General features: G+C 75.5%; 16 protein-coding genes and 1 riboswitch. Of the genes, 4 read left to right on the top strand and 12 right to left on the bottom strand.

The window, feature by feature from the left end:
* Positions 1–65: 65 nt before the first annotated feature.
* From UQW22_RS02955 to recC, 4 genes are all read right to left on the bottom strand, one after another.
* Positions 66–470 carry a Rid family hydrolase gene (locus UQW22_RS02955; protein ID WP_407319351.1) on the bottom strand — a complete coding sequence of 135 codons (405 nt, stop codon included), beginning with the start codon at positions 468–470 and terminating at the stop codon, positions 66–68.
* Between the two features lie 64 nt (positions 471–534).
* Positions 535–2,565, bottom strand: coding sequence for an exodeoxyribonuclease V subunit alpha (recD, locus tag UQW22_RS02950; protein ID WP_407319350.1), 2,031 nt, complete (start codon positions 2,563–2,565; stop codon positions 535–537).
* Entirely contained in the window at positions 2,562–6,080 is a 3,519-nt protein-coding gene (locus UQW22_RS02945) for a UvrD-helicase domain-containing protein (protein WP_407319349.1), read from the bottom strand. The genes recD and UQW22_RS02945 overlap by 4 nt, the downstream gene beginning before the upstream one ends.
* Positions 6,077–9,457 carry an exodeoxyribonuclease V subunit gamma gene (gene recC, locus UQW22_RS02940; RefSeq protein WP_407319348.1) on the bottom strand — a complete coding sequence of 1,127 codons (3,381 nt, stop codon included), beginning with the start codon at positions 9,455–9,457 and terminating at the stop codon, positions 6,077–6,079. The genes UQW22_RS02945 and recC overlap by 4 nt, the downstream gene beginning before the upstream one ends.
* 94 nt (positions 9,458–9,551) lie before the next feature.
* On the opposite strand from recC, the gene UQW22_RS02935 reads away from it, so the two are divergent.
* Entirely contained in the window at positions 9,552–10,256 is a 705-nt protein-coding gene (locus UQW22_RS02935) for a hypothetical protein (protein WP_407319347.1), read from the top strand.
* Here the strand turns inward: UQW22_RS02935 and UQW22_RS02930 are convergent.
* Positions 10,222–11,493 carry an O-succinylhomoserine sulfhydrylase gene (locus tag UQW22_RS02930; protein ID WP_407319346.1) on the bottom strand — a complete coding sequence of 424 codons (1,272 nt, stop codon included), beginning with the start codon at positions 11,491–11,493 and terminating at the stop codon, positions 10,222–10,224. The two genes, UQW22_RS02935 and UQW22_RS02930, sit on opposite strands and share 35 nt — an antisense overlap.
* On the bottom strand, positions 11,490–11,957 hold the full coding sequence (locus UQW22_RS02925) for a rhodanese-like domain-containing protein (protein WP_407319345.1): 468 nt from the start codon (positions 11,955–11,957) through the stop codon (positions 11,490–11,492). The genes UQW22_RS02930 and UQW22_RS02925 overlap by 4 nt, the downstream gene beginning before the upstream one ends.
* A gap of 244 nt (positions 11,958–12,201) precedes the next feature.
* Positions 12,202–12,316, top strand: a riboswitch (SAM riboswitch).
* Between the two features lie 31 nt (positions 12,317–12,347).
* On the opposite strand from UQW22_RS02925, the gene UQW22_RS02920 reads away from it, so the two are divergent.
* Positions 12,348–13,781, top strand: a complete 1,434-nt coding sequence (locus UQW22_RS02920; protein WP_407319344.1) for an aminotransferase class V-fold PLP-dependent enzyme — start codon at positions 12,348–12,350, stop codon at positions 13,779–13,781.
* A 408-nt stretch (positions 13,782–14,189) separates the two neighbouring features.
* On the opposite strand, the gene UQW22_RS02915 is transcribed toward UQW22_RS02920, so the two are convergent.
* From UQW22_RS02915 to UQW22_RS02900, 4 genes are all read right to left on the bottom strand, one after another.
* On the bottom strand, positions 14,190–15,641 hold the full coding sequence (locus tag UQW22_RS02915; protein ID WP_407319343.1) for an amidase: 1,452 nt from the start codon (positions 15,639–15,641) through the stop codon (positions 14,190–14,192).
* A gap of 84 nt (positions 15,642–15,725) precedes the next feature.
* A complete protein-coding gene (locus UQW22_RS02910) occupies positions 15,726–16,733 on the bottom strand; it encodes a MaoC family dehydratase (RefSeq protein ID WP_407319342.1) in 1,008 nt (335 codons plus the stop codon).
* Complete coding sequence (locus UQW22_RS02905) at positions 16,730–18,079, bottom strand: 3-oxoacyl-ACP reductase (RefSeq protein ID WP_407319341.1); 1,350 nt, start codon at positions 18,077–18,079, stop codon at positions 16,730–16,732. The genes UQW22_RS02910 and UQW22_RS02905 overlap by 4 nt, the downstream gene beginning before the upstream one ends.
* Before the next feature lie 17 nt (positions 18,080–18,096).
* Positions 18,097–19,446, bottom strand: a complete 1,350-nt coding sequence (locus UQW22_RS02900) for an acetyl-CoA C-acetyltransferase (protein WP_407319340.1) — start codon at positions 19,444–19,446, stop codon at positions 18,097–18,099.
* 92 nt (positions 19,447–19,538) lie between these two features.
* Between UQW22_RS02900 and UQW22_RS02895 the strand changes: the two genes are divergently transcribed.
* Entirely contained in the window at positions 19,539–20,276 is a 738-nt protein-coding gene (locus tag UQW22_RS02895) for a TetR/AcrR family transcriptional regulator (RefSeq protein WP_407319339.1), read from the top strand.
* Entirely contained in the window at positions 20,273–22,375 is a 2,103-nt protein-coding gene (locus UQW22_RS02890; RefSeq protein WP_407319338.1) for an acyl-CoA dehydrogenase, read from the top strand. Before UQW22_RS02895 ends, UQW22_RS02890 begins: the two co-directional genes overlap by 4 nt.
* A 4-nt stretch (positions 22,376–22,379) precedes the next feature.
* Here UQW22_RS02890 and UQW22_RS02885 read toward each other — a convergent pair whose 3' ends face one another.
* Complete coding sequence (locus UQW22_RS02885) at positions 22,380–22,697, bottom strand: hypothetical protein (protein WP_407319337.1); 318 nt, start codon at positions 22,695–22,697, stop codon at positions 22,380–22,382.
* A 152-nt stretch (positions 22,698–22,849) separates the two neighbouring features.
* The gene (locus UQW22_RS02880) at positions 22,850–23,323 is read right to left on the bottom strand and encodes a hypothetical protein (RefSeq protein WP_407319336.1); all 474 of its coding nucleotides are present in this window, start codon (positions 23,321–23,323) and stop codon (positions 22,850–22,852) included.
* Positions 23,324–23,425: the final 102 nt, after the last annotated feature.

Here is a 23,425-nt window from a genome sequence, read left to right as displayed (position 1 = left end):
GCAACCCGGCGTGGCGGCGGAATCTTCCGCCGTCCGACCGTGACCTGTCACTCGCCGCGACCCCTTCAGTCGCGCAGGACGGCGGTGGCCTCGACCTCCACGATCTGGTCGGGGTAGCCGAGCACGGTCACGCCCAGCAGCGTGCTGGGGACGTCGTGGTCGCCGAACGCCGCCCGCACCACGTTCCAGACCGCCACCAGGTCGGCCTGCTCGGAGGACGCCACCAGCACCCGCGTGAACGCCACGTCCGTGAGGCCGGCACCGGCGTCCGCGAGGGCCTGGCGCAGGTTCGCCACGACCTGGTGGGCCTGTGCGACCGGGTCCCCGGGCGCGACGGTGCGCCCCTCGGTGTCGAGCGGGCAGGCACCGGCCAGGTGGACCAGCCGGGTGCCCGCGGGCACGACCGAGGCGTAGGCGTAGTCGACGGTGTCGGTGAGGGTGGCGGAACGGACGAGGCGCACGGAGGGCATCGCCGCATCCTCGCACCCTGTGGACCGGTCCGCCGAGGGCATTTCTCGTGGTGTGGTGCGCGGCTCACGAGGGCAGCGGGTCGCGCAGCCCGCTCGCACGGCGGACGGGGCGGACGACGGCGGCACGGACGGCGTCGGCGGTGCCGAGCACGCGCACGTGCTCGCTCGCCCGGGTGACGGCCGTGTAGAGCAGCTCGCGGGTGAGCAGCGGCGACGTCGGCGGGGGCAGGACGAGCGAGACCCGGCGGAACTGGCTGCCCTGCGCGCGGTGGACGGTCATGGCGTGGACCGTCTCGACCGGCGGCAGCCGGTGGGTACGGACCCGCAGGGGGTCGCGCGGGTCGCCGAACGCCGCGACGACCCCGTCGCCGTCGGCCACGACGACGCCGGTGTCCCCGTTGTAGAGGCCCACCTCGGCGTCGTTGCTGGTCACCAGCAGCGGGCGTCCCGCGACCCACGGTCCCGACGCGCTCGGCCGGTCGGCCCCGGTGGCCTCTTCGACCCACGCCTCGACCTGCCCGGCCCAGCGCGCGACGCCGACCGGCCCGCGCCGGTGCGCGACCATCACCCGGTGCCGGGACAGCGCCTCCAGCGCGCGCCGCGGGTCGCCGTCGCGGGCGGCGGCCACGAGCAGCCGGCCCGCCTCGACGGCGTCGGCGTGCACACCGTGGACGTCGTCCTCGGTGAGCCGGTCGGTGTCCGCCTCGACCAGCTCCACACCGCCGGTCCCGGCGCGCAGGACGGCGAGCGCCGCGTCGGCGTCCCCGGCGCGGACGGCGCTCGCGAGCGGCAGGATCGCCGAGTGCTCCTGCTGCCGGTAGACGGTCGCCAGCCCGACGACGCCGTTGCGCAGCCGGTCGGGCTCGGCGCCGGTCAGCGGTACGTCGCCGGTGCCGTCGAGCGCGGGTGTGGCGGACGCCGTCACGGTGCGGACCGTCTCGACCGCGGGGGCGCCGTCGATCGACGGTCGGTGCACGAGGTCGCCGAGCACGGCACCCGCCTCCACGGACGCGAGCTGGTCCGGGTCGCCGACCAGGACGAGTCGTGCGTCCGGACGCAGGGCCTCCAGCAGGCGGGCCATGAGCGACAGCGGGACCATCGAGGTCTCGTCCACGACCACCACGTCGTGCGGCAGGTGGTGGGCGGCGTCGTGCCGGAACCGGGTGGCGCTGCGATACCCGAGCAGCCGGTGGACGGTCGTGGCGACCGGCGCCCCGGTGCGCTCCCGGTCGTCGGGGCCGAGCCCGGAGACGACCTCGCGCACGGCCTCCTGCAGGCGTGCCGCCGCCTTGCCCGTCGGTGCGGCGAGGGCGACCCGGAGCGGTCGGGCCTCGGTGCCGAGGTCGACGTCCGAGCCGGCGCCCGATCCGGTGCCCGCGACGTCGTGGACGACGGCGAGCAGGCGCGCGACCGTCGTCGTCTTGCCCGTGCCCGGCCCGCCCGTCAGCACCGTGACCCGCCGTCGGGCCGCGTGCGCGGCAGCGAGCCGCTGGCGGGTGTCGCCGCCCGACGGGAAGAGCCGCGCCAGCGCCGTCGCGAGCCGTTCGGCGGGCACGTCGAACGGCTCCGCCCGGACCCGCTCGTCGATGCGGTCCCGCACGGTGAGCTCGTCGCGCCAGTACCGGTCCAGGTAGAGCCGCCCGCCGACCCACCGCACCGGTCGGGCCGCCGGGCCGTCCACCCCCGCCGCCACCAGCGGGCTCGTCTCGATCGCCGCCACCCAGGCGTCGTGCTCCGGCCACGGCGGCACCGCAGGGCCGGCTTCCCCGGCGGCCGAGACCGTGTCCGCGGCGGCCGGGCCTGCGTCCGACGTCGCCGGCCGGGCGGTGGCGCCGTCGTCCTCGGGGCGAGCGAGGGCGGCGAGCTCCGTCGCGTCGTCGAGGCGCACGCACACCGAGCCACCGCGCAGAGCGCGCACGGCGAGCGCGACGGCGAGCAGCACCCGCTCGTCCGTCTCGCCGGTGAGGCGCCCGAGACGCGTGGCGACGTGGACGTCGGTCGACGCGACGATCCCGGCGGCGTTGAGATCGCCCAGCAGTCCGGTCGCGCCGACGGCGAGGCGGACGTCGCCGCCCACGGTGGTCTCCGTGGTCATGCGGCCTCCTCGGTGCTCGCGGTGCCCCGGTCCAGCAGGTCGGACAGGGCGGGCACGAGCCCGGCCGGCGGCACCCAGGCCACCACGCCGTGCGGAGCGCCGTCGGGCCCGACGGGGGTGGCCGGGCCGCACATGCCACGCACGAACAGGTAGAGCCCGCCGCCCAGGTGGACGTCCGGGTCGTAGCCCGGCAGCCGCCAGCGCAGGTAGCGGTGCAGGCCCACCAGGTACAGCACGAGCTGGAGCGGGTAGTGGGCGCCGAGCATCGCGTCGACCGTCGCCGCGGGCCGGTAGTCGGCCGCGGTGAGCGGGGCGTCGGGCACGCCGAGCCGGTTCGTCTTGTAGTCCACGACGAGGAACCGCGGCGTCCCGTCCGGGCCGGCCACCCGCAGGACGGCGTCGATCGACCCGGTGAGGTAGCCGCGCAGCGCCGGTGGGTGCGGGTCCGCGGCGGCGAGCGCGACGAGCATCTCCGGGTAGGCGGCGAACGGGTCGTCGCCGCCGAGGTGCCGGTCCAGCAGCGCAGCGACGTCGGCCAGCCCCGCGCCGTGTCCTGCACCGTGGACCGTGCCGTGCCGGTCGCCCCCGGCGAGCGGCAGCTCGAACTCGAGCTCGGCGAGCCGGTCGCGGGGGTGGACGTCGGCGAGCGTGGCGCCCGCGGCGAGCGGTCCCAGCGGCGTGCGCGCGACGACGGCGAGCGCGGCGGCGAGGCGGGCGGGGTCCGCGTCGGGGAGCCGGGACGCGGCCGACGCCCGGGTGCAGTGCGCGAGCAGCTCTGCGTCGAGGTCGGGGGCGGCCGTGTCCACGTGCTCCAGGATCTCGTGCACGAGCGTGCCGAACGTCGCGCCGGCCGGCAGACCGGACATCGGCGAGGGCAGGTCGGCACCCGCCCCGGCCGCCGGGCCGTCCGGCGTCCCGACGGGCAGCACGTCGTCCGCCCGCTCCGTGGGCTCGTCCTCCACGCCCACGCCCACGTCCTCCGGCTCCGACGTGACCCCGGCCGCCGCCGACACCCCCGCCGGTCCGCCGGCCGCGAACCCGTGGCCGGCCGGGCCGTGGTGAGCTCCCGCCGTGAGGGCCGTGTACGACGACCGCCGCCACGACGCGTCCGGCAGCCGGTCCAGGGTGGACACCGCGAGCGTCGGCAGGTGCCGGACGGGTGGCTGCCAGCGCCTGGTCGACGGGTCGGCGGGCACCTCCTCCACGGACACGGTGCCGCCGGACCGCGCGGCGACGGCGTCGAAGGCCGCCCGGGCCTCGTCGTCCCGCATCTGCCGCGTGGTCGCGTGCCTCTCCGGCTCCCCTTCCAGCAGCCGCTCGGCGAGCAGCACCCGTGTCAGGGCGCCCCGGGCGGAGCTGGCCTTGGAGGGCGCCCAGTGCGCGACCACCTGGTGGCGGGCGCGGGTGAGCGCCACGTAGAGCAGGCGCAGGTCCTCGCCGGCCTCCTCGGCGCGGCCGCGGTCGAGGGCCGCGTCGTAGCCGGGCGACGCGGGCCCCCCGACGTGCAGGGTGCGCCGGCCGTGCTCGTCGTGGAAGCGCAGCACGTCGGGCGACGACGGCACCCAGCGGTCCCACGCGTAGGGCACGTAGACGACGCCGAACTCGAGGCCCTTGCTGGCGTGCACCGTGACGACCTGCACCGCCGCGGCGTCGGTCTCCAGCCGACGGCTGCGCTCCTCGTCGAAGTCGCCCTGCGCCTCGGCGATGCGTCGGCGCAGCCAGGCGGTGAGCGCCTGCGGGCCCAGCCCCTCGGCCAGCGCGGCGGAGTGCAGCACCTCGCCGACGTGCCGCAGGTCGGTGAGCTGCCGCTCGCCGGTGGTGAGCCGCAGCAGCCGTTCGGCAAGGCCCTCGCGGGTCACGGCCTCGTGCAGCGCCGCGACACCCCGCGTGGCGAGCAGCCGCGACCAGCGGCGCACCGTGTCGGACAGCCCGTCGTGCGCGGCGTCGTCCGCCCCCGCGAGCCGGGCCGCGTCCCAGCCGACGAACGGCGTCAGCGCCAGCGCGGCGGCGCGGCCGTGCGCCCCCGGCTGCTCCAGGGCGTCCAGCAGCGTCAGCCAGTCGCGGGCCGCGGGCGTCGCGAACACGCTCGACAGCCCGGACACCACCGCCGGGACACCCCGGTCGGTGAGCGCCTGGCGCACGAGCTCGGCCTGCACGTTGGTCCGGGTCAGCACCGCGACGTCCCGGGGCTCCAGCGCACGACGCGCCGGGCCGTCAGCGACCGTGCCCTCACCGGCCGGGCCGTGACCGACCGGGACGCCGTCGGCCGCATCGTCGATCAGGTCGAGGCCCAGCCGTGCGACGACGTCGGCCGCGACGTCCTGTGCGACGTGGGCTCGCGGCGTGCCGACCGCCGGCACCGAGCCGGCCTTGAGCCCGAGCGACCTGCTGGTCACGTGCCGCAGCCGTAGCGGCGCGCTGCCGTCGAACCGCGAGCCGTGCGCCGCCTCGACCGTCCGCACGACGATCCGCGGATCGCCGAGCGCGACGTCGCCGAGCAGCGTGTGCAGGGCATCGAGCAACGGCCCGTCGCTGCGGTACGACGTGCCGAGCGTGGCCACCGTCGTGGCGGCCTCCCGCGCGTCGAGGTAGGCGACGACGTCGGCCCCGCGGAACGCGTAGATCGCCTGCTTGGGGTCGCCGATGAGCACGAGCGGGCGGTGGTCGTGGAACGCGGTGCGCAGGATCTCCCACTGGACGGGATCGGTGTCCTGGAACTCGTCCACCATGACGACCGCGTACCGCGAGCGGATGCGCTCGGCCGCCGTCGGGCCGTGCTCCGGGTCGGCCAGGGTGTCGCGCAGCAGCACCAGCAGGTCGTCGTAGTCCAGGAGGTGCTGGGCCCGCTTGCGCCGCAGCGTCTCGGTGCGGGTGTCCAGGGCGACGCGGTGCCGCAGCGCGCCCGCCGACGTCGGCTCGCCACCGCCCGGCTCCTCGGGGACGAGCCGCGCCTGGTGGTCGCTGACCGCCGCACGCCCGACCTCGCCCGCCAGCGTCGGGGTGAGTGCCGGGTGGGACTCGTCCGCGAACCGGCGCACGTACAGGTCGTCGGCCACCTCGCGCACGAGGTCGGCGACGTCCGGGACGAACGTGGCGGCCGGGTCGACGTCCGCCGTGATGCCGAGCGCCACGAGCATCTGCTGGCAGAATCCGTGCGTCGTCGTGATGGTCGCCGCGTCGAGCTGGGACAGCGCGACCGTGAGCCGGCGGCGGCGGCGGTCCAGCTCGTCGGCGTCGACGGCGGCCAGCAGGGCCACGAGCGGGTCCGCGTCGGACGCCGGGTCGTCGGCGCGCAGCGCACGCTCGGTCCGGACCAGGCGGTCGCGCACGCGGTCCCGCAGCTCGGACGTCGCGGCGCGACCGAAGGTGACCAGCATGAGGTCGCGCAGCTCCGCGACGCCCTCGGCCACGTACCGCGTCGCCAGCGCCGCGATGGTGAACGTCTTGCCCGTCCCGGCGCTCGCCTCCAGCACCGTCGTGCCCTGCGGGAGCGGCCCGTGCACGTCGAAGATCATGCGGTCCCCTTCTCCTCGCGCTCCAGCAGAGGCTCCCAGACTCGGCGCGCGAGCGCCCCGAAGCGGGTGGTCTCGTCGGGCCGTGCGCGGCGGTCGTCGTCGGTCGGCGTCCCGACGAAGGTCGCGAGCGCGACGCCGGAGCCCCAGCAGAGCACGTGGTACGGGTCGTTCTTCTCGAACCCGCCGCCCCAGGTGTAGCGCGCCTGACCGAGCGCGGCGGCGGCGTCCACCGCACCCCGGTCGCGCGCGACGGCGTAGGCGTGCGAGGTCTCCGGGGGCAGCGGCAGCGGGCTGCGGGCGGCCTCGGCGCGCAGCCGCACGAGGTCGTCGAGCAGTCGCACCGCGTCGGCATGGTCCGGGCCGACGACCCGGCTCCACGCGGCGCGCGGAGCGGAGACGGGCGCGCGACCGATCGTGCCGGTCTCCCACGCCGTGCCGGGGTGCGCGGCGGCCAGGGCGAGGACCTGCACCCAGGAGCGCAGCCGGTGCTTGGGGCCCAGCTTCGAGTACTCGGCGCGCACCACGCGGTCGCCGTGGACGCCCGGCACGGTACCGACCACGGTGACGCCCGACGGCAGCACCGCGGTGACGTCCACCGAGCGTGCCGCCGCCGTGGACATCGCGGCCGACGCCGTCGCGTGGACCGGTTGCACACGCTGGAACACGTTCGACAGCGCGGCGTGCCCGAGGCGCCGCGGCGGGAGCTGACCGCGCCGCCACTCCGCGTGGAAGGCCTGCTGCGGGTCGGCACCCGCCAGGGTGCGGGTGAGGATGCGGTCTCCGGCACCCCACGCGACCAGCGGGTCGGGAGCCAGGGGAAGACGGTCGTCCACCTCGTCCGCGTCCTGGGTGAGCCGCACGCCCAGGCTCCGCGTGACGAACCAGCGCACCGGGTGCTCCAGCACGGCGACGAGGTCGTCGAGGTCGACGTCGGCCCCGCCGGGCGGGTCGACGGCCAGCGGCTCGGTGACGAGCAGGCCCGGTGTCGCGCGGCCGGTCCGGCCGGCCACCGCACCGGCGAGCGCGGCGGTGTCGTGGCTGAACGGGCCGGACGTGCCCAGCGCACCGGCCACGAAGCTGGGCTCGCCGACCGCCTGCAGCGGGTGGTGCACCACCACGTGCTCGCGTGCCGGCCCGCCGCCCGGGGCGACGGCGAGCCGGTCGAGCGTGTCCAGCAGCTCCGCGACGGGCACGGCCGGCGGCCGGGACGCACCTGTGCGCTCGTCCGCCCCCGTGTGCAGGACCACCAGGTGCTCGCCGGTCGCCCCCAGGGCGTCGAGGAAGATCTGCCGGTCCTCGGTGCGCGGGTCCCGTTCCCCGACGCACGCGTCGCGGGCGAGCAGGTCGTCGCCGTCCGGGGAGGTGGACCGCGGGAACACGGTGTCGTCCATGCCGAGGAGGCAGACCACCCGGTGCGGGACGGCCCGCATCGGTTCCAGTGAGCACACCGTCAGCGCGCCCGTGCGGAAGCCGGACCGGGTCGGACGACCCGCCAGCCGGTCGGCGAGCAGCGCGCGCACGTCCTCCAGCGCGAGCCGGGAGCCCCCGTGGGCCTCTCCCGACGCCCGCACGCCCGCGAGGACCCGTCGCGCCTGGGTCGTCTGCCAGGCGTCGTCCGGCGCCGGGTCCGTCAGAAGGGTCACTGCACGGTCCAGGGTGTCCAACCAGGCTCCCAGGGGCCGCACGCCCGCGAGCTCGGCGAGCAGCTCGGTAAGACGCGCGACGAGCTCACTGAACCGGCCCACCACCTCGACGTCCGTCGACCCGACGTCGTCCAGCGGCAGCGCGGGCCCCACGTAGCGGGACTCCTCCTCCGCCATCGCGACACCGAGCAGGACCCGGTCGAGCGCCGCGTCCCACGTGCCCTGCCGCACCCGCGGGTCGATGCCGAACCGTTCGCGCCGGGCGCCGTCCTCGCCCCAGCGCACCCCCACCTCCACGGCCCAGCGGCGCCACCGGTCGAGGTCGTCGTCGGTGTGCCGGAACCGGCGTCGCACCGGGGCGGACGCCGCGAGGTCGAGCACCTCGGACGCCGTCACCCGGCCGTCCGCCAGCCGCAGCAGCGTGGACAGCACGGCCAGCACCGGGTTCACCGCACCCGCTCCGCGGTCCGCGAGGCTCACGCGCAGGCGCTGGCCGGGGTGGACGCTGGCGGCACCGTCCGGGGCCGCGCCGAACGTCGCCGTGACGAGCGGTGCGAAGGTCTCGACGTCCGGGCACAGCACGACGACGTCGCGTGGTTCGAGCGTGGGGTCCGCGGCGAACAGGCCCACCAGGACGTCGCGCAGCACCTCCACCTGCCGGGAGCGGCCGTGGCAGGCGTGCACCTGCACGCTGCGGTCCGCCCGGGCGAGCTCGATGCGTCCCGCGGGGTCGGGGGCGTCCGTGCGCAGCGACGTCTGCAGCGCGCCGAGCAGCGTCGCCGGGGGAACGGGTGCCGGGTGGTGCGTCACGGCGGCCTCTGCCTCGTCGGGGTCGTGCACCCCGGAGAGCCGCACCTGGAGCTCGACGGCGTCCCGTGCCGTCGACGTGAGCAACGGGTGGCGGGCGGCCGACGGCAGGTCCGCACGCCGCGGGCTCCGGCGGGCCTCCGTGGAGGAGTCCACGGCGTCCCACAGCGCTGCCGACGGGTGCGGCAGCCACAGGTGCACGTCCCGGTCGCGCGCGAGGGCGCGCAGCACCCGCCGCTCGTCCTCCGGCAGCCGGGTCGGGCCGAACACGGACAGCCGGGACGGCAGGTCGACGACGTCCGGGTCCCGTCCCAGCGCCGTGACGGCGTCGCTGAGCGCCTCGGCGGGGCTCGGCGCGTCCAGCAGGTCGCGGACCCGCCGCCACAGCTCCCGCTGCCAGGCCAGGTCGGCCGGTACCGTCCCCCCGGCACCGTCCTTGGCGTCGCCGTCGTGCCACGCCACCAGCAGCGCCGGTCGCTGGCGTGCGTACGCGGTGAACAGGTCGGCCACCCGCTGCGCCAGCGCGAGCCGCCGCGACCGGCGCACCACGTCGTCCGGCCCGCCCACGTACCGGGCCAGCGGTGCCGCCCACGGCTCGTCCAGCGAGTCGTCCACGACCTGCAGCACCGGCCAGACCAGGCGCTCGCGGCGCCACGGGTCGTCGTCGGGCTCGACGCCGGTCACCGCGGCGACGGCGGAGGCGACCAGCCGGGTGGTCGAGCCGAAGTCGACGTTCGCGCACACCCCCGCGCCCGAGCCGCCGTCGCCCAGGTGGTGCGCGAGCCGTTGCGCGAGCCACCGTTCCACGCCACGCGTCGGCACCGCCACGACGTCCGGCGTGAACGGGTCGGTCGGCGGCTCGGCCAGCACCTCGGCCAGGGGCGCGACCAGCGCGTCGGCGCGCTCCGACCGGTGGATGTGCAGCACGCGGTCAGGCTACGCGCGCCCCCCGACAAGCGCCGCGTGGCTCTCATCCCCGTCTCATCGGGCCCTTCTAGGGTGCCGCTCCGGAGGTGGGTCGATGACGAGACGTCTGGCGCGCGAGCTGGGGGTGGTCGGCGGACCGGCCGGCGGGCTGCTGGTGCTGATGTGGACGGTCCTGGCGGGGCTGGTGCTGGCGCACGTCGGGTTCCGGACCTGGCGGGTGCCGGCGGACCCCGGGTACGGCCTCGGCCGCGACCGCGGGTACGGGGACGTCTACTTCACGGTTCTCGTGGTGTGGGTCGTGCTGATGTGCCTGCTGCTGGCGGTGCGCCACCGGTCCGTCCTGCTGGCGGCGTGGGCGACGGCGTTCGGCGTCCTCGCGGTCGACGACTGGTTCGGCCTGCACGAGCGGTTCGGCGTCGTGATCGGCGCCCGGCTCGGCACCACGAGCGGCCTCGGCGAGCTCGTGTGGCTGGGCGGGCTGGCGCTGGTGATCGGCGTGCTGCTGGTCGTCGGGCACCTGCGCGCGGGCGGCCCGGTACGGGCGACGTCGACGCTGCTCATGGTCCTGTGCGCCGGCCTGTTCGTGTGCGGGGTGGTGGTCGACGCGGTGCACGCGGCGGTCTCCGGCGAGCACTGGAACACCGTGGCGCTCGTCGTCGAGGACGGCGGCGAGATCGCGGTGCTCTGCGTGGTGGTGAGCTTCCTGTTCGCCGTGACGTTCTGCGGGCACCGCCCGGCGCCGTTCGCCGGGCGGTGGCGGCGCCTCAGGCCCGCAGGGCCTGGTCCACGTCCTCGATGATGTCCAGCGGGTCCTCGAGCCCGACGGAGAGCCGCACGGTCGTGTCCCGGATGCCGACGCCGGCACGGCCGTCCGGACCCAGCTTGCGGTGCGTCGTCGTCGCCGGGTGCGTGACGATCGACTTGGTGTCGCCGAGGTTGTTGGACAGGTCCACGATGCGCAGCGCGTCCAGGAACCGGAAGGTGCGCTGCTTCGCCTCGTCCGGGGTGGCGCCGTCGGGCACCGCGAGCTCGAAGGTGACCACGGTGCCGCCGCCGGTCTGCTGGGCCTTCGCCAGCTCGTGCTGCGGGTGGGACGGCAGGAACGGGTAGCGGACGCGGGCGATCTCCTCGCGTCCTTCCAGTGCCGTCGCGACCTGCAGCGCGGCGGCGTTCTGGGCGCGCACCCGCACGTCGAGGGTCTCGAGGCCCTTGAGCAGCACCCAGGCGTTGAAGGGGCTCAGGGAGGGCCCGGTGTGCCGCAGGAACGTCTGGACGGGTCCGGAGAGGAACTCCTCGGACCCGAGGATCGCCCCGCCGAGCACGCGCCCCTGCCCGTCGATGTGCTTGGTCGCGGAGTAGACGACGACGTCGGCGCCGAGCTCGAACGGCTTCTGCAGGATCGGCGTGGCGAACACGTTGTCCACCACGACGACGGCGCCGGCCGCGTGGGCGAGCTCGCAGACGCGGCGCACGTCGACCAGGTCCTGCATGGGGTTCGACGGCGTCTCGAAGAACACGACGTCGGCGGGGGTGGCGAGGGCCTCCTCCCACTGGGACGGCACGTGCCCGTCGACGAGGTCGACCCGCACGTCCCACTTGGCCAGGATCTCGTCGTAGATGACGTTGGTGGAGCCGAAAAGGGCACGGGCGGAGACGATGCGGGACCCGGAGGACGCGAGCGCGGCGAGGGTCGTGAACACCGCGGACATGCCGGTCGCGGTGGCGTAGCAGGCCTCGGCGCCCTCGACGAGGCGCAGCCGCTCCTCGAACGTGTGCACCGTCGGGTTGCCGTACCGCGAGTACATGAACCGTGAGGTCTCGCCCTGGAACGCCGCTTCGGCGTCGGCGGCGGAGCCGTACGTGTAGCCCTGGGTGAGGAAGAGCCCCTCGGACATCTCCTCGAAGTCGGAGCGCCGGTGCCCGCCGCGCACGGCGAGCGTCGCCGGGCGGACGCCGTCGGGCAGCGGACCGCGCCCCGACCCGCCGGGCCGCGTCGGGTCCGCGCCGGGGCCGGTGGGCACCTCGGTGCCGGTCACGCGGTGGCCTCGTCGTAGGAGCCCCAGGGCAGGCCGCGCACCTTCCAACCCTGCTGGTCGCGCACCCCGCCGAAGCCGGGCGCGCCCTCGAAGCCCTCGAGGACGTTGTAGGACGGGCCGATGCCCGCGGAGGTGGCGAGCCGAGCGGCCCCGATGGAGCGCTGGCCGGAGCGGCACAGGAAGACGACCGGCCGGTCGGGGCCGACGCCGGCGGTCTCCAGCTCGGCGAGGAAGGCCGGGTTGGGCCGGCCGTCCGCCGTGACCCACTGGGTGAACACGGTGTCCTTGCCGATCCCGGTGAGGTCGGGGACCCCGATGGTGCGCCACTCGCCGTCGGTGCGGACGTCGACGAGCACGGCGTCCGGCTCGGCCGAGAGCAGGTCCCATGCCTGCTGCGGGGTGATGTCCCCGGCGTAGTCCTGTGCGGGTCGCGGTTCGATCGGCGGTTCGGTCGGTGCGTTCACGGCACTCCTCCCATCGGTCGTGGCGGTAGCACCGCGTCCGAGGGCTGGAGGGCCCCCGCGGGTTGCTGCGGCGTCGACGTGCCACGTCACTCGGCCGCTCGGGATGGTCGGTGCGATCGTACGACACCGCGTCCAGGGAGCGGGACGGGCGTCTCGCTGGCTGGTCGCCCTGCCATTGATTCACATCCTGAGACGCGCCGCCCATTTGTTGACACTCCCCGGTGGATCGGTGAACCTGAGAGCAGGTCATGAGCGCCAGCGCGAAGCCCCGGCTCGCTGGCCGGCAACCCTCCCTCGCGGCGGGGTGCCCCGGGTGACGACCTGGCACGGCGCCGACCGGCGACCGGCAAGCGCGGGGAGCCCCTCCCCGGAACGAACGAGGAGGACGTCATGACCACGCTCACGGAGAACCCCGCCTGTCCGGGCGCCGAGGCCGCCGTCGCGGACCTCGCCCCGCTGCTGCCCGTCGTCGGGCACGAGACCCTCGCCCCCCTCGTCGACGGCCGCCGGCTCCCGTACGCGAACCTCGACGTCGCGGCCTCGGCCCCGGCGCTGCAGGCCGTCGCCGACCGCATCACCCGCACCCTCCCGCTGTACGCGTCCGTGCACCGCGGCGCCGGGTACCTCTCGCAGGTCTCCACCTCGCTGTACGAGACGGCGCGCCGCACCATCGGTGAGTTCGTCGGCGCCCGCGACGGCGACGCCACGCTGATCGTGCGCAACACCACCGACGCGCTGAACCTGCTCGCCGGCTGCCTCCCCGCCGCCGACGGCGAGCCCGGCCGGGTGCTCGTCCTCGACGTCGAGCACCACGCGAACTTCCTGCCCTGGCAGCGCGGCGCGGACGCCACGGTGCTGACCGGGCGCGCGACGGCCGCCGCAACCGTCGCCGCGCTGCGTGACGAGCTGGCCGCCGGAGCCGCCGCCGGACGGCCCTACGCCCTCGTGGCCCTCACCGGCGCCTCCAACGTCACCGGCGAGGTCCTGCCGGTCGCCGACGTCGTCAGCGCCGCCCACGCCGTCGGCACCCGGGTGCTCCTCGATGGTGCCCAGCTCGTACCGCACCGCCGCTTCTCGCTGGCCGAGACCGGCGTCGACTACCTCGCGTTCTCCGGGCACAAGGCATATGCGCCGTTCGGTGCCGGGGTGCTGGTGGGCCGGCGTGACTGGCTCGACGCCGGCACGCCCTACCTCGCGGGCGGCGGCGCCGTGCGCAGCGTGCGCGTCGACGGGGCCGAGTGGCACGACGGCCCGGCCCGGCACGAGGCCGGCTCGCCCAACGTGCTCGGCGCGGTGGCGCTCGCGGCGGCCTGCGAGGCGCTGGCGGACGTCGACCCGGTCGCGCTGCGCGAGCACGAGGACGCCCTGCGCGAGCGGCTCGTGGCGGGGCTCGAGGCGGTCGAGGGTGTCGAGGTGGTGCGGCTCTGGGCCGACGCGGCCGACGCCGTCGGTGTGGTGACGTTCACCGTCGCCGGGTACGAGCCCGGCGCGGTGGCCGCGTACCTGTCCGCCGAGCACGGCATCGGGGTGCGCGACGGCCGGTTCTGCGCGCACCCGCTCCTCTCCCGCCTCGGGTACGGCGCGGGGGCGGTCCGCTCGTCCGTGGGCGTCGGCACGGCGGGGGAGGAGGTCGAGCGCCTGGTCTCGGCCGTGGCCGCCCTGGTGGCCGACGGCCCGCAGGCGCGCTACGACGTCGTCGACGGCCTGTGGATCGTCGTCGACGACCCGCGCCCCGTGCCCGAGGGCTCCGGCCTCGAGGGGCTGCTCGCCACCGCCGGGCCCGGCCGCGACGAGGCGTTCGGCTGTGTGCCCGAGGACGCCTGACCCGGCTCTCGGACTGTCGCCAGGCGGGCCAGCGTCTCGCGGACCCCGTCCGCCGAGAAGCTGGTGACCGGCAGCGCGGACGTGCGCGCCGATCGCACCACGCCGCGGACGTCGAGGACGAAGGTGCCGCTGTGCTGCAGCAGCGCGACCTTCCGCAGCCCGGCGTCCGCGTGTCACCGGCGGCCCACACTTCCGCGGCCGGGGCCCGCTGCGCCACGCGTGCGGCGGCGGTCGCGGCCTCGGCGGCAGCGCCCGGTGCGAGCAGCAGGAAGGTCGCGTCCCCGAGGTCTCCGGCGTCGTGCCGGGGACTTGGGGGTGGACCGCCTGCGGGAACAGCTCAGGTCGCTCGCCGCCCGAGAGCCCGACCGTCCCTGACGGACGACAGCCCGACGGGCACCCGCCGGACGTTCACCAGACCGGCGGGTGCCGCTCCGGCCAGCGCAGCACGTCCTCGAGCTGCGCCGCCAGGGCGAGCAGCGTGAGCTCGCCGCCCGGACGGCCGATGAGCTGGATCCCCACCGGCAGGCCGTCGTCCGTCCAGTGCGTGGGGACGGTGAGCGCCGGGAGCCCCGCGACGTTGAGCCACGAGGTGAACGGCGTGTACTGGCACTGCTGGGCGAAGTTGCGGTCCGGGTCCTCGGCGTCGAACCAGCCGACCGGCCGCGGCGTCATGGCCAGCGCCGGGGTCACCACCGCGTCGAGGTCGCCCAGGCCCGCGATGAGCCGACGCTCGAACGTGGACAGGGCCCGCAGCGCCTCGACCAGCGCGCGGGCGGGCACCTCGCGCCCCCGTCCGATCAGCCACCGGGTCAGCGGCTCGAGCTCGTCCAGCGCGGCCTCGTCGTCGATCGGCACCGCCGACGCGCCACCCATCCACAGGCTGCGGAACGCGTCGCCGTACTCGGGTGCCGGGTCCCAGGCGTGGTCGACGACGTCGTGGCCCAGCCCGGTCAGCGCCGCCACCCCGGCGTCCAGCGCCGCGGTGGCCTCCGGTGCCACGGTGATCTCGTAGTAGTCGTCCCAGGCCGACCAGGTGGTCACCCCGAGGCGGAACCTGTCGACCGGGCCGCCGTCCCGCTCGACCACCGCGCCGCGCTGCGCCGCGGCCAGGTATGCCCCGGCCGGCGCGGCGGGGGTGCGGAGCGTGAAGGGGTGCGCCACCGCACCGTCGGGCCGCCGTGCCAGCATCCCCTCCAGCAGCAGCGCGGTGTCCGCGGTGGTCCGGGCGAGCGGCCCGTTGACGACGAGCCCGCCCGGTGACTCGATCCCCGAGCCCGACGGCAGCAGCCCGCGCGACGGCTTCAGCCCGACCACCCCGCAGGCCGCGGCCGGGATGCGCACGGAACCTCCGCCGTCGGACCCCGGGGCGAAGGGGAGCAGCCCGGCCGCGACGGCGACCGCCGCGCCACCGCTGGACCCGCCCGCCCCGCGCTCCAGGTCCCACGGGTTGCGCGCGACCGGCCCGGCGAGCGGCTCGGTGTAGGCGGGAAAGCCGAGCTCGGGTGCGGTGGTGCGCCCGAGGCTGACCGTGCCCGCCGCGTCCAGGTCGAGCACGACGCCGTCGGAGACCTCCGGCACGAACCCGGCCAGCGCGCGCGAGCCGAATCCCGTCGGCACACCGGCGCGGGCGAACAGGTCCTTGTCGCCCGTCGGCATGCCCCACAGGGCGCCCGACGGCGGCCCGAGCGCCGCGACGCGTTCCCGCGCCAGGTCGGGGGTCACCTGGGAGAACGCTCCGAGGCGGTCGTTGCGGGCCGCGATGCGGGCCAGGAAGTGCTCGCTCACCTCGGCCGGGGTGAGCTCGCCGGCGCGGAGGCGGTCACGCAGCTCGACGGCGGTCAGCTCGTGCAGGGCGTCCATGCCCCCGACCCTACGACGGCGCCGAGCAGGAGGTTGGGCCCGAATCGATGGCCCAAAGCGGGCGTATCCTCCTGCTCGGCAGGCTCAGAGGGGCGTGACCGTCCCCGAGAAGTGCTGCTGGCGCCGCCGGCCGTTCCAGCCGACGTAGCCGAACCCGTCCTGCTCCTGGGTCACCGCGAGGTCCACCGTGCCGGGTAGCAGCACCGGCTTGGCGAACTCCACCGTCCACCGGTACGTGTCCCCGCGCTGGTGCCCGACGTCGGCCAGGGCCCGGGCGGCGGTGTACATGCCGTGCGCGATCGCCCGCGGGAACCCGAACGCCTTCGCCGACAGCGCGGACAGGTGGATCGGGTTGCGGTCCCCGGAGACGGCGCCGTAGGCGCGACCCGTGCCGGGGCCCAGCGCCCAGCGGCCCGTCGGCAGGGGCGGGTGCCAGTCCGCGCGGGGCTCGTGGTCGGGCGCCGGCCGGTCCGGGAGCTCGAAGCCCTTGGCGAGGTACGTCGAGACCCCCCGCCAGACGGGCCGCCCCGTCGTCGGGTCCGCGGCGTCGCGCCAGACCTCCGCGACCAGGTCCACCTGCACGCCACGGCGGTGGGGACGCAGGTTCTCCGCCCACGCCCGCACCTCGAGCTCGTCCCCGAGCCGGACCGGCTCGCGCAGCTCGACGGCGTTGGCCAGGTGCACCATGCCGAGCAGCGGCAGCGGGAAGTCGCCCCGCACCATGACGGCGGTGGCCAGCGGGAACGCGAGCACGTGCAGGTAGCCCGCGGGCAGCACGTCCCCGACGGGCTCGTGCAGCAGCCGCTGGTACTCGTGCAGGTGGCGGGCCAGGCGCGCGGTCGACACGCCCGGGACCCGGTAGGCGACGTCGGGCAGGGTCAGCTGGTCGCCCGTCGCGTCCTCGGCACCCCGGCCGTCCGAGGGCGGGCGCCCCGCGCCGACGACCGGGAGCGCCGGCAGGGCCCGGCCGGCGGCGATCCGGCCCGACGCCGCTGCTCCGCGCGCGTAGAGCCCGCCGAGCCCCGGGAGGCTCGGCTGGCTCTCGACCCGCAGCGTCGCGCCGTCGCTGGTCCGCAGCGGTTCGGCCGTCACTGGCCCACCATGTGCTGACCGCACACCCGCAGCACCTGCCCGTTGACACCGGCCGCGGCCGGGGAGGCGAGGAATGCGACCGCCTCGGCGACGTCGACCGGCTTGCCGCCCTGCGCGAGCGTCGGCAGCCGGCGCGCCACCTCCCGGGTGGCGAACGGGATCGAGGACGTCATGTCGGTCTCGATGAAACCGGGAGCGACGGCGTTCGCCGTCCCGCCCCGGGCCGCCAGGAGCGCCGCCGTCGCGCGCGTGTGCCCGATGACGCCGGCCTTGGAGAACGCGTAGTTGGACTGGCCCTTGTTCCCGGCGATCCCGGACGTCGAGGCGAGGGAGACGATGTGCAGCCCCTCCAGCCCCGCGGCGAGCAGCGTCTCGTTGATCCGCAGCTGCGCGGCGAGGTTCACCGCCACGACCGACTCCCACTGGGCGGGCCTCATGTTCGCGAGCAGCTTGTCGCGCAGGATGCCCGCGTTGTGGACGACGACGTCGAGGCCGCCGTGCCGCTCGCGGGCGTGGGCGAGGATGCGCGTCCCCGCGTCCTCGGCGGTCACGTCGAGCTGCAGGGCCGTGCCACCCACCGCGTTGGCGGTGCGGCTCAGACCCTCGCCGGCCGCGGGGACGTCCACGCAGACCACCGTGGCGCCGTCGCGCGCGAGCGTCGTCGCGATGGCCGCCCCGATGCCGCGGGCGGCGCCGGTCACGACGGCGACCTTGCCCGCCAGCGGGCGGTCGGTGGTGAGGTCCGCGGCGTCGGCCGACCCGCCCGGACCGACGCGCAGCAGCTGCCCGTCGACGTAGGCGCTCTTGGCGGACAGGAAGAACCGCAGCGCCGCGAGGGTCGGGCCCGCGTCGACGGCCGCGCCGCCGGTCAGCATCACACCGTTGCCGGTGGCACCGCCGCGCAGCTCCTTGGCGAGCGAGCGCAGGAAGCCGTCGACCCCGTTCCGGGTGGCGGCCACCGCGGGCGAGTCACCGTCGGCGGGTGCCCGGGAGACGGTCACGACCCGGCCGTTGCCGGCCAGCTGCCGCAGCACGGAACCGGCGGCGAGGACCGGAGCGGCCACGTCGGTGGGTGCGGACGCCTCGGTGAGGACGAGGATCACGGCACCCCAGCGGACGTCGTCGGCGGGCTGGCGGCGGACGTCGAGGTCCCAGCCGAGCAACGCCTGGGCGACGGCGTCGGCGTCGCCCTTCGAGGCGTCGTCGGACACCAGGAGGACGGGGCCGACGGTGAGCGGTTCGCCGGCCCGGAACCGCCGCAGGATGGCGGGCCGGGGGAGTCCCAGCTTCTTGGCGAGGGTCTGGGTGAACCCGGAGTTGACGGCCTGGGTGTAGCGGTCGGTCATCAGGTTTCCTTCCCGGGTCAGACGGACTCGACGATCGCGGTGGCACCGAGCCCGCCGGCGGCGCAGACGGAGATCAGGGCTCGAGCGGTCTCGCCCGTCTCGGCGGCACGCTGCGCCACCAGCTTGGCGGCGGTGGCGACGATCCGCCCGCCGGTCGCGGCGAACGGGTGCCCGGCGGCCAGCGACGAGCCGTTGACGTTGATCCTGGCGCGGTCGACGGTGCCGAACGCCCCGGTCAGGCCGAGCTCGTTCTTGCCGTAGTCGGGGTCCTCCCAGGCGGCGAGCGTCGTCAGCACGGTGGAGGCGAACGCCTCGTGGATCTCGAAGAAGTCGATGTCGTCGAGGGTGAGGCCGTTGCGGGTCAGGAGGCGCGGTACGGCGTGCACGGGGGCCATGAGCAGGCCCTCGCGGCCGTGCACGAAGTCCACGGCGGCGGTCTCGGCGTCCACGAACCGGGCCAGCACGGGCAGGTCGTGCGACTCGGCCCACTCGCGCGAGCCGAGCAGCACCGTCGAGGCGCCGTCGGTCAGCGGCGTGGAGTTGCCGGCCGTCATCGTGGCGGGCGTCTCGAGCGACCGGCCGAACACCGGCTTGAGGCCGGCGAGCTTCTCCAGGGAGGTGTCCGCGCGCAGGTTGTCGTCGCGCGTCAGGCCCCGGAACGGCGTGACGAGGTCGTCGAAGAACCCGGACTCCCACGCGGCGGCGAGGTGCTGGTGGCTGGCGAGGGCGATCTCGTCCTGCGCCTCGCGGGAGACGCCCCAGCGGGCGGTGGTGATCGCCTGGTGCTCGCCCATCGAGAGCCCGGTGCGGGGCTCGTCGGTGGCGGGGGCCATCGGCTTGAGGTCGCCGGGCCGGACGGAGGCGAGCGCCTTGGCGCGGGCCTGCCAGGTCTTGGCGTGCTGGGCCTCGAGCAGGGCGCGGCGCAGACCCTCGCTGACGGCGATGGGGGCGTCGGACACGGTGTCGGTACCGCCGGCGACGCCCGACTCGATCTGGCCGAGCCGGATCTTGTTCGAGATGTTGATGGTGGCCTCGAGGCCGGTGGCGCAGGCCTGCTGGAGGTCGAACGCGGGGGTGCTGGGCGACAGCGAGGAGCCGAGCACCGACTCGCGGACGAGGTTGAAGTCGCGCGAGTGCTTGAGGACGGCGCCGCCGACGACCTCACCGAGGCGCTCGCCCTGCAGCCCGAAGCGGGCCACGAGGCCCTCGAGCGCGGCGGTGAACATCTCCTGGTTGGAGGCGTCCGCGTACTTCTTGCCGGCGCGGGAGAACGGGATGCGGTTGCCGCCGACGACGACGGCGTCGCGGACGCTCTGCGGGTCCGCAGCGGCGCTGCGGGCCGTGCTGGTCTTCTGACGTGTAGCCACTGCGTGCTTCCTTACACTCCGACGGTTGTTCAGGTAGTACTCACAGTACCTGATACTCTGAGTCTCGTGAGACGAGTCACAGGGGGTGGCCGATGACGGTCGCAGCACAGGGACGCACGGAGAGCTCCTCCCGTCCACGGCCCGACGGTCGGTCGACCCGGTGGGACGATCATCGCGCCCAGCGGCGCACGTCGCTCGTGCGCGACGCGCGAAGCGCGATCCACGAGCTCGGCCCCGGTGCGTCGATGGACGAGATCGCGGCCGTCGCCGGGACGTCCAAGTCGATCTTCTACCGGTACTTCGACGACAAGGCGGGCCTGCGGCTCGCCGTCGCCGAGTCCGTCGTCGCCGGGATGCACCGCAAGCTCGCCGAGGCCGCCCACGAGGCCCCGACGCCGCACGCCGCCCTGCGGGCGATGGTGCGCGTCTACCTGCAGACCATCGAGCGCTCGCCCCACGTCTACTGGTTCGTCACGCGCACGGCCATCGGCGGCAACGTGCCCGACGACGGCGCGTCCGGCCAGGTGGAGGCGCTCGGCGCCTACCTGGACTCGGTCATCACGCTCGTCGCCGAGCCCGCCGCCCAGGCGGCCGGCGTCCCGCCGTCGACCGCGGCCGCCTGGGCGGCCGGCGCCGTCGGCTTCGTGCGGGGCACGGGGGAGTGGTGGCTCGGCCACACCCTCGCCGCAGGGCTGTCGCGCGACGAGCTCACCGACCAGATCACCACCTGGCTCTGGAACGGGCCCGTCGGGGTGCTGCACCACGACACGACCGGCCGGCCCGTCGCCCCGACGGAACAGCCCATCACCGAGAAGCAGGAGTACCGATGACGACGACGTCCGACCGCACCGAGCACAGCGGCACCACCTCGGCCCGCGGCACAGCCACCGACGCGGCGGACCGCATCGACGTCCCCGGGCTGACCGAGCTGCTGCTGGGCCGCTGGCCCGAGCTCCGCCGCCGTGCCCGGGCCCGTTCGGGGGACCCGCGCTTCCACAAGGACGAGACGCTGACCCCTGGCGAGCACCGCGAGCGCACGCTCGAGCAGATGCGCGAGATGGTCGCGGACGACGACAAGATCACCTGGCTGGCCTTCCCTGAGCGCATGGGCGGCCGGGACGAGCCCGGCGCCAACCTGGCGTGCTTCTCCGAGCTCGTCACGGCCGACCCGTCGCTGCAGATCAAGGCGGGGGTCCAGTGGGGGCTGTTCGGTGCGGCGATCCTGCACCTGGGCACCCCGGAGCAGCAGGACCGGTTCCTGCCCGCGGCCATGGACCTGACCGTCCCGGGCGCCTTCGCCATGACGGAGACCGGCCACGGGTCGGACGTCGCCTCGATCGGCACCACGGCCACCTACGACCCGGCCACGGAGGAGTTCGTCATCGACACCCCGTTCCGCGGGGCGTGGAAGGACTACCTCGGCAACGCCGCGCAGCACGCCACCGCCGCGACGGTGTTCGCCCAGCTGATCACCAACGGTGTCGACCACGGCGTGCACTGCTTCTACGTGCCGATCCGCGCGACGCTCCCGGACGGGTCGGCCGGTCCCTTCCTGCCCGGCGTCGGCGGCGAGGACGACGGCCTCAAGGGCGGCCTGCGGGGCATCGACAACGGGCGCCTGCACTTCTCCGGCGTCCGGGTGCCGCGCACCGACCTGCTGGCCCGCTACGGCTCCGTGGCCCCCGACGGCACCTACTCGTCGCCGATCGACAGCCCCGGACGCCGCTTCTTCACCATGCTGGGCTCGCTCGTCCAGGGCCGGGTCTCCCTGGACGGGTCCGCCGTCAACGCGGCCAAGATCGGCCTCGCCATCGCCGTGAAGTACGCCGCCGAGCGCCGGCAGTTCGCCGGTCCCGGCGTCGACGAGATGGTGATCCTCGACTACGCGACGCACCGCCGGCGCCTGTTCCCGCGCATCGCGGAGGCCTATGCCGGGCACTTCGCGAACGAGCGCCTGCTCGACCTGTTCGACGACGTGTTCTCCGGCGAGCACGACACCCCGGAGAACCGTGAGGACCTGGAGACGACGGCGGCGGCGCTGAAGTCGACGTCGACGGCGTTCGCGCTCGACACGCTGCAGGAGTGCCGCGAGGCGTGCGGCGGCGCCGGGTTCCTCACCGAGAACCGCATCACGTCGCTGCGCGCCGACCTGGACGTGTACGCCACGTTCGAGGGCGACAACACGGTGCTGGCGCAGCTCGTCGCCAAGCGGCTCGTCGGCGACTACGGGCGCGAGCTCAAGGGTGCCACGAAGACGCCGGCCGGCATGGCCCGGTTCGTCGTCGAGCGGGCCACGGACGCCGCGCTGCACCGCACGGGCCTGCGCCGGGTCACCCAGGCGATCGCCGACGTCGGCGACCCGCGCCGCGCCGCGGGGCACCTGCGCGACGCCGACACCCAGCGCGAGCTGCTCGCGGACCGTGTCGCCACGATGGTCGAGGAGGTCGCCCTGGCGTTGCGGCCCGCCCAGAAGGCCGAGCCGGCGGTGGCGGCCCGCATCCTGGACGAGAACCAGGTCGCGCTGGTCGAGGCCGCGAGGGCCCACGCCGACCTGCTGCGGTGGGAGGCGTTCACCGACGCTCTGTCGACGATCGAGGACCCGGCGACCCGTCGCGTCATGACCTGGGTCCGCGACGTCTTCGGGCTCACGGTCATCGAGCGCAACCTCACCTGGTACCTGCTGCACGGGCGGCTCTCCGACCAGCGGGCCCGGACGGTCACCGGCTACGTCGACCGCCTGCTGTCACGGCTGCGCCCGCACGCCGTCGACCTGGTGGACGCCTGGGGCTTCGGCCAGGAGCACCTGCGGGCCAAGATCGCCTCCGGCGCGGAGGCCGAGCGTCAGGAGGAGGCCCGCGCGTACTTCGCGGCCCGGCGGGCCAGCGGCGACGCACCCGTGAGCGAGAAGGCGCTCAAGAAGAAGCGCTGAGCCGTCAGGCGGCGACCGGGGCGGGCTGCCCCACGGCGGCACCTGCCTCGGCGTCGTCGGCGTCCGGGTGGGTGAGGGAGCCGACGACCGCCGCCTCCTGCTCCTCGGCGGTGACCTCCCGCAGGGGCAGGCCCAGGGTGATCGTGTCCGGCCGCTCCGGCGCACGGGGAGGTGGCGTCATCAGCACGACGCGGAGGGTCCCCGCGACGGCGAGCACCCCCGCCAGCGTCGTCAGCACCGGCCCGCCGAGCGCGAGCGCCGCACCGAGCAGGAGCCCGCCGCCGAACGCGACAGCAGCCCCCTCGAGCACTACCCGTTGCATGTCCTACCTCCACGGTCCGCCTCATCCGTGCTCCCAGGACACGACAGATGGTCGCCCCGCGCATCCGCAGGGGCGTCCTGGCGGGTCACAACTCCGTCTCGACCGGTCCGGGACCTCAGAGCGAACTCAGGGACTCGTGAAGGTCGGGCCTTTCACGCGTGCGTGTGGCGCCCGGTGAGGCTGTGGCCGAGCAGGAGCGGTGACGGTGGTGCCGCGGCCTGGCGGTGGACCTCGCCGGAGAGGCGCAGGGCGAGCTCGAACCGGACCGCCACGACCGCGTCGGCGCTGAAGCGGCCACCGAGCAGCGGGTGCGGCATGAAGGTCAGGACCTCGTCCTCGCGGGGGACGACGCCGTGGCGGGAGGTCTCCACGACGAGGTCCTCCAGGAGCAGGTCGGTCCGCCCGTCGGGGGACTCGAGCTCGGCGGTGAGCTCGACGGCGTTGGGCCAGCGCATCTCGAGAGTGCCCTCGACGGTGTCCAGGAACCACCACCCCTCGAGCGACTCGAGGAAGACGTCACCGAACAGGGTCGCGAACCGCGGGGTCTTGCCCTGGATGCCCAGCCACGACCAGGACGCCAGCCCGTAGGCGAAGGCGGCGGGGGTGAAGGGTCGCAGGAGGTCCACGAGCGCATCAAAGCACGGTGTGCGCTGCTCGCAAACCCCCCTCCCGTGATGAACAAGATGTGACCGGCTTCACGGGCGAACGTCACGTGGTCCAAGGGTTGT

The sequence above is a fragment of the Isoptericola halotolerans genome (assembly GCF_045689585.1).
GTDB lineage: Bacteria > Actinomycetota > Actinomycetes > Actinomycetales > Cellulomonadaceae > Isoptericola > Isoptericola halotolerans_B.
Note: the sequence above shows the minus strand (reverse complement) of the source record. Positions and strands in the feature narration are given on the sequence as shown.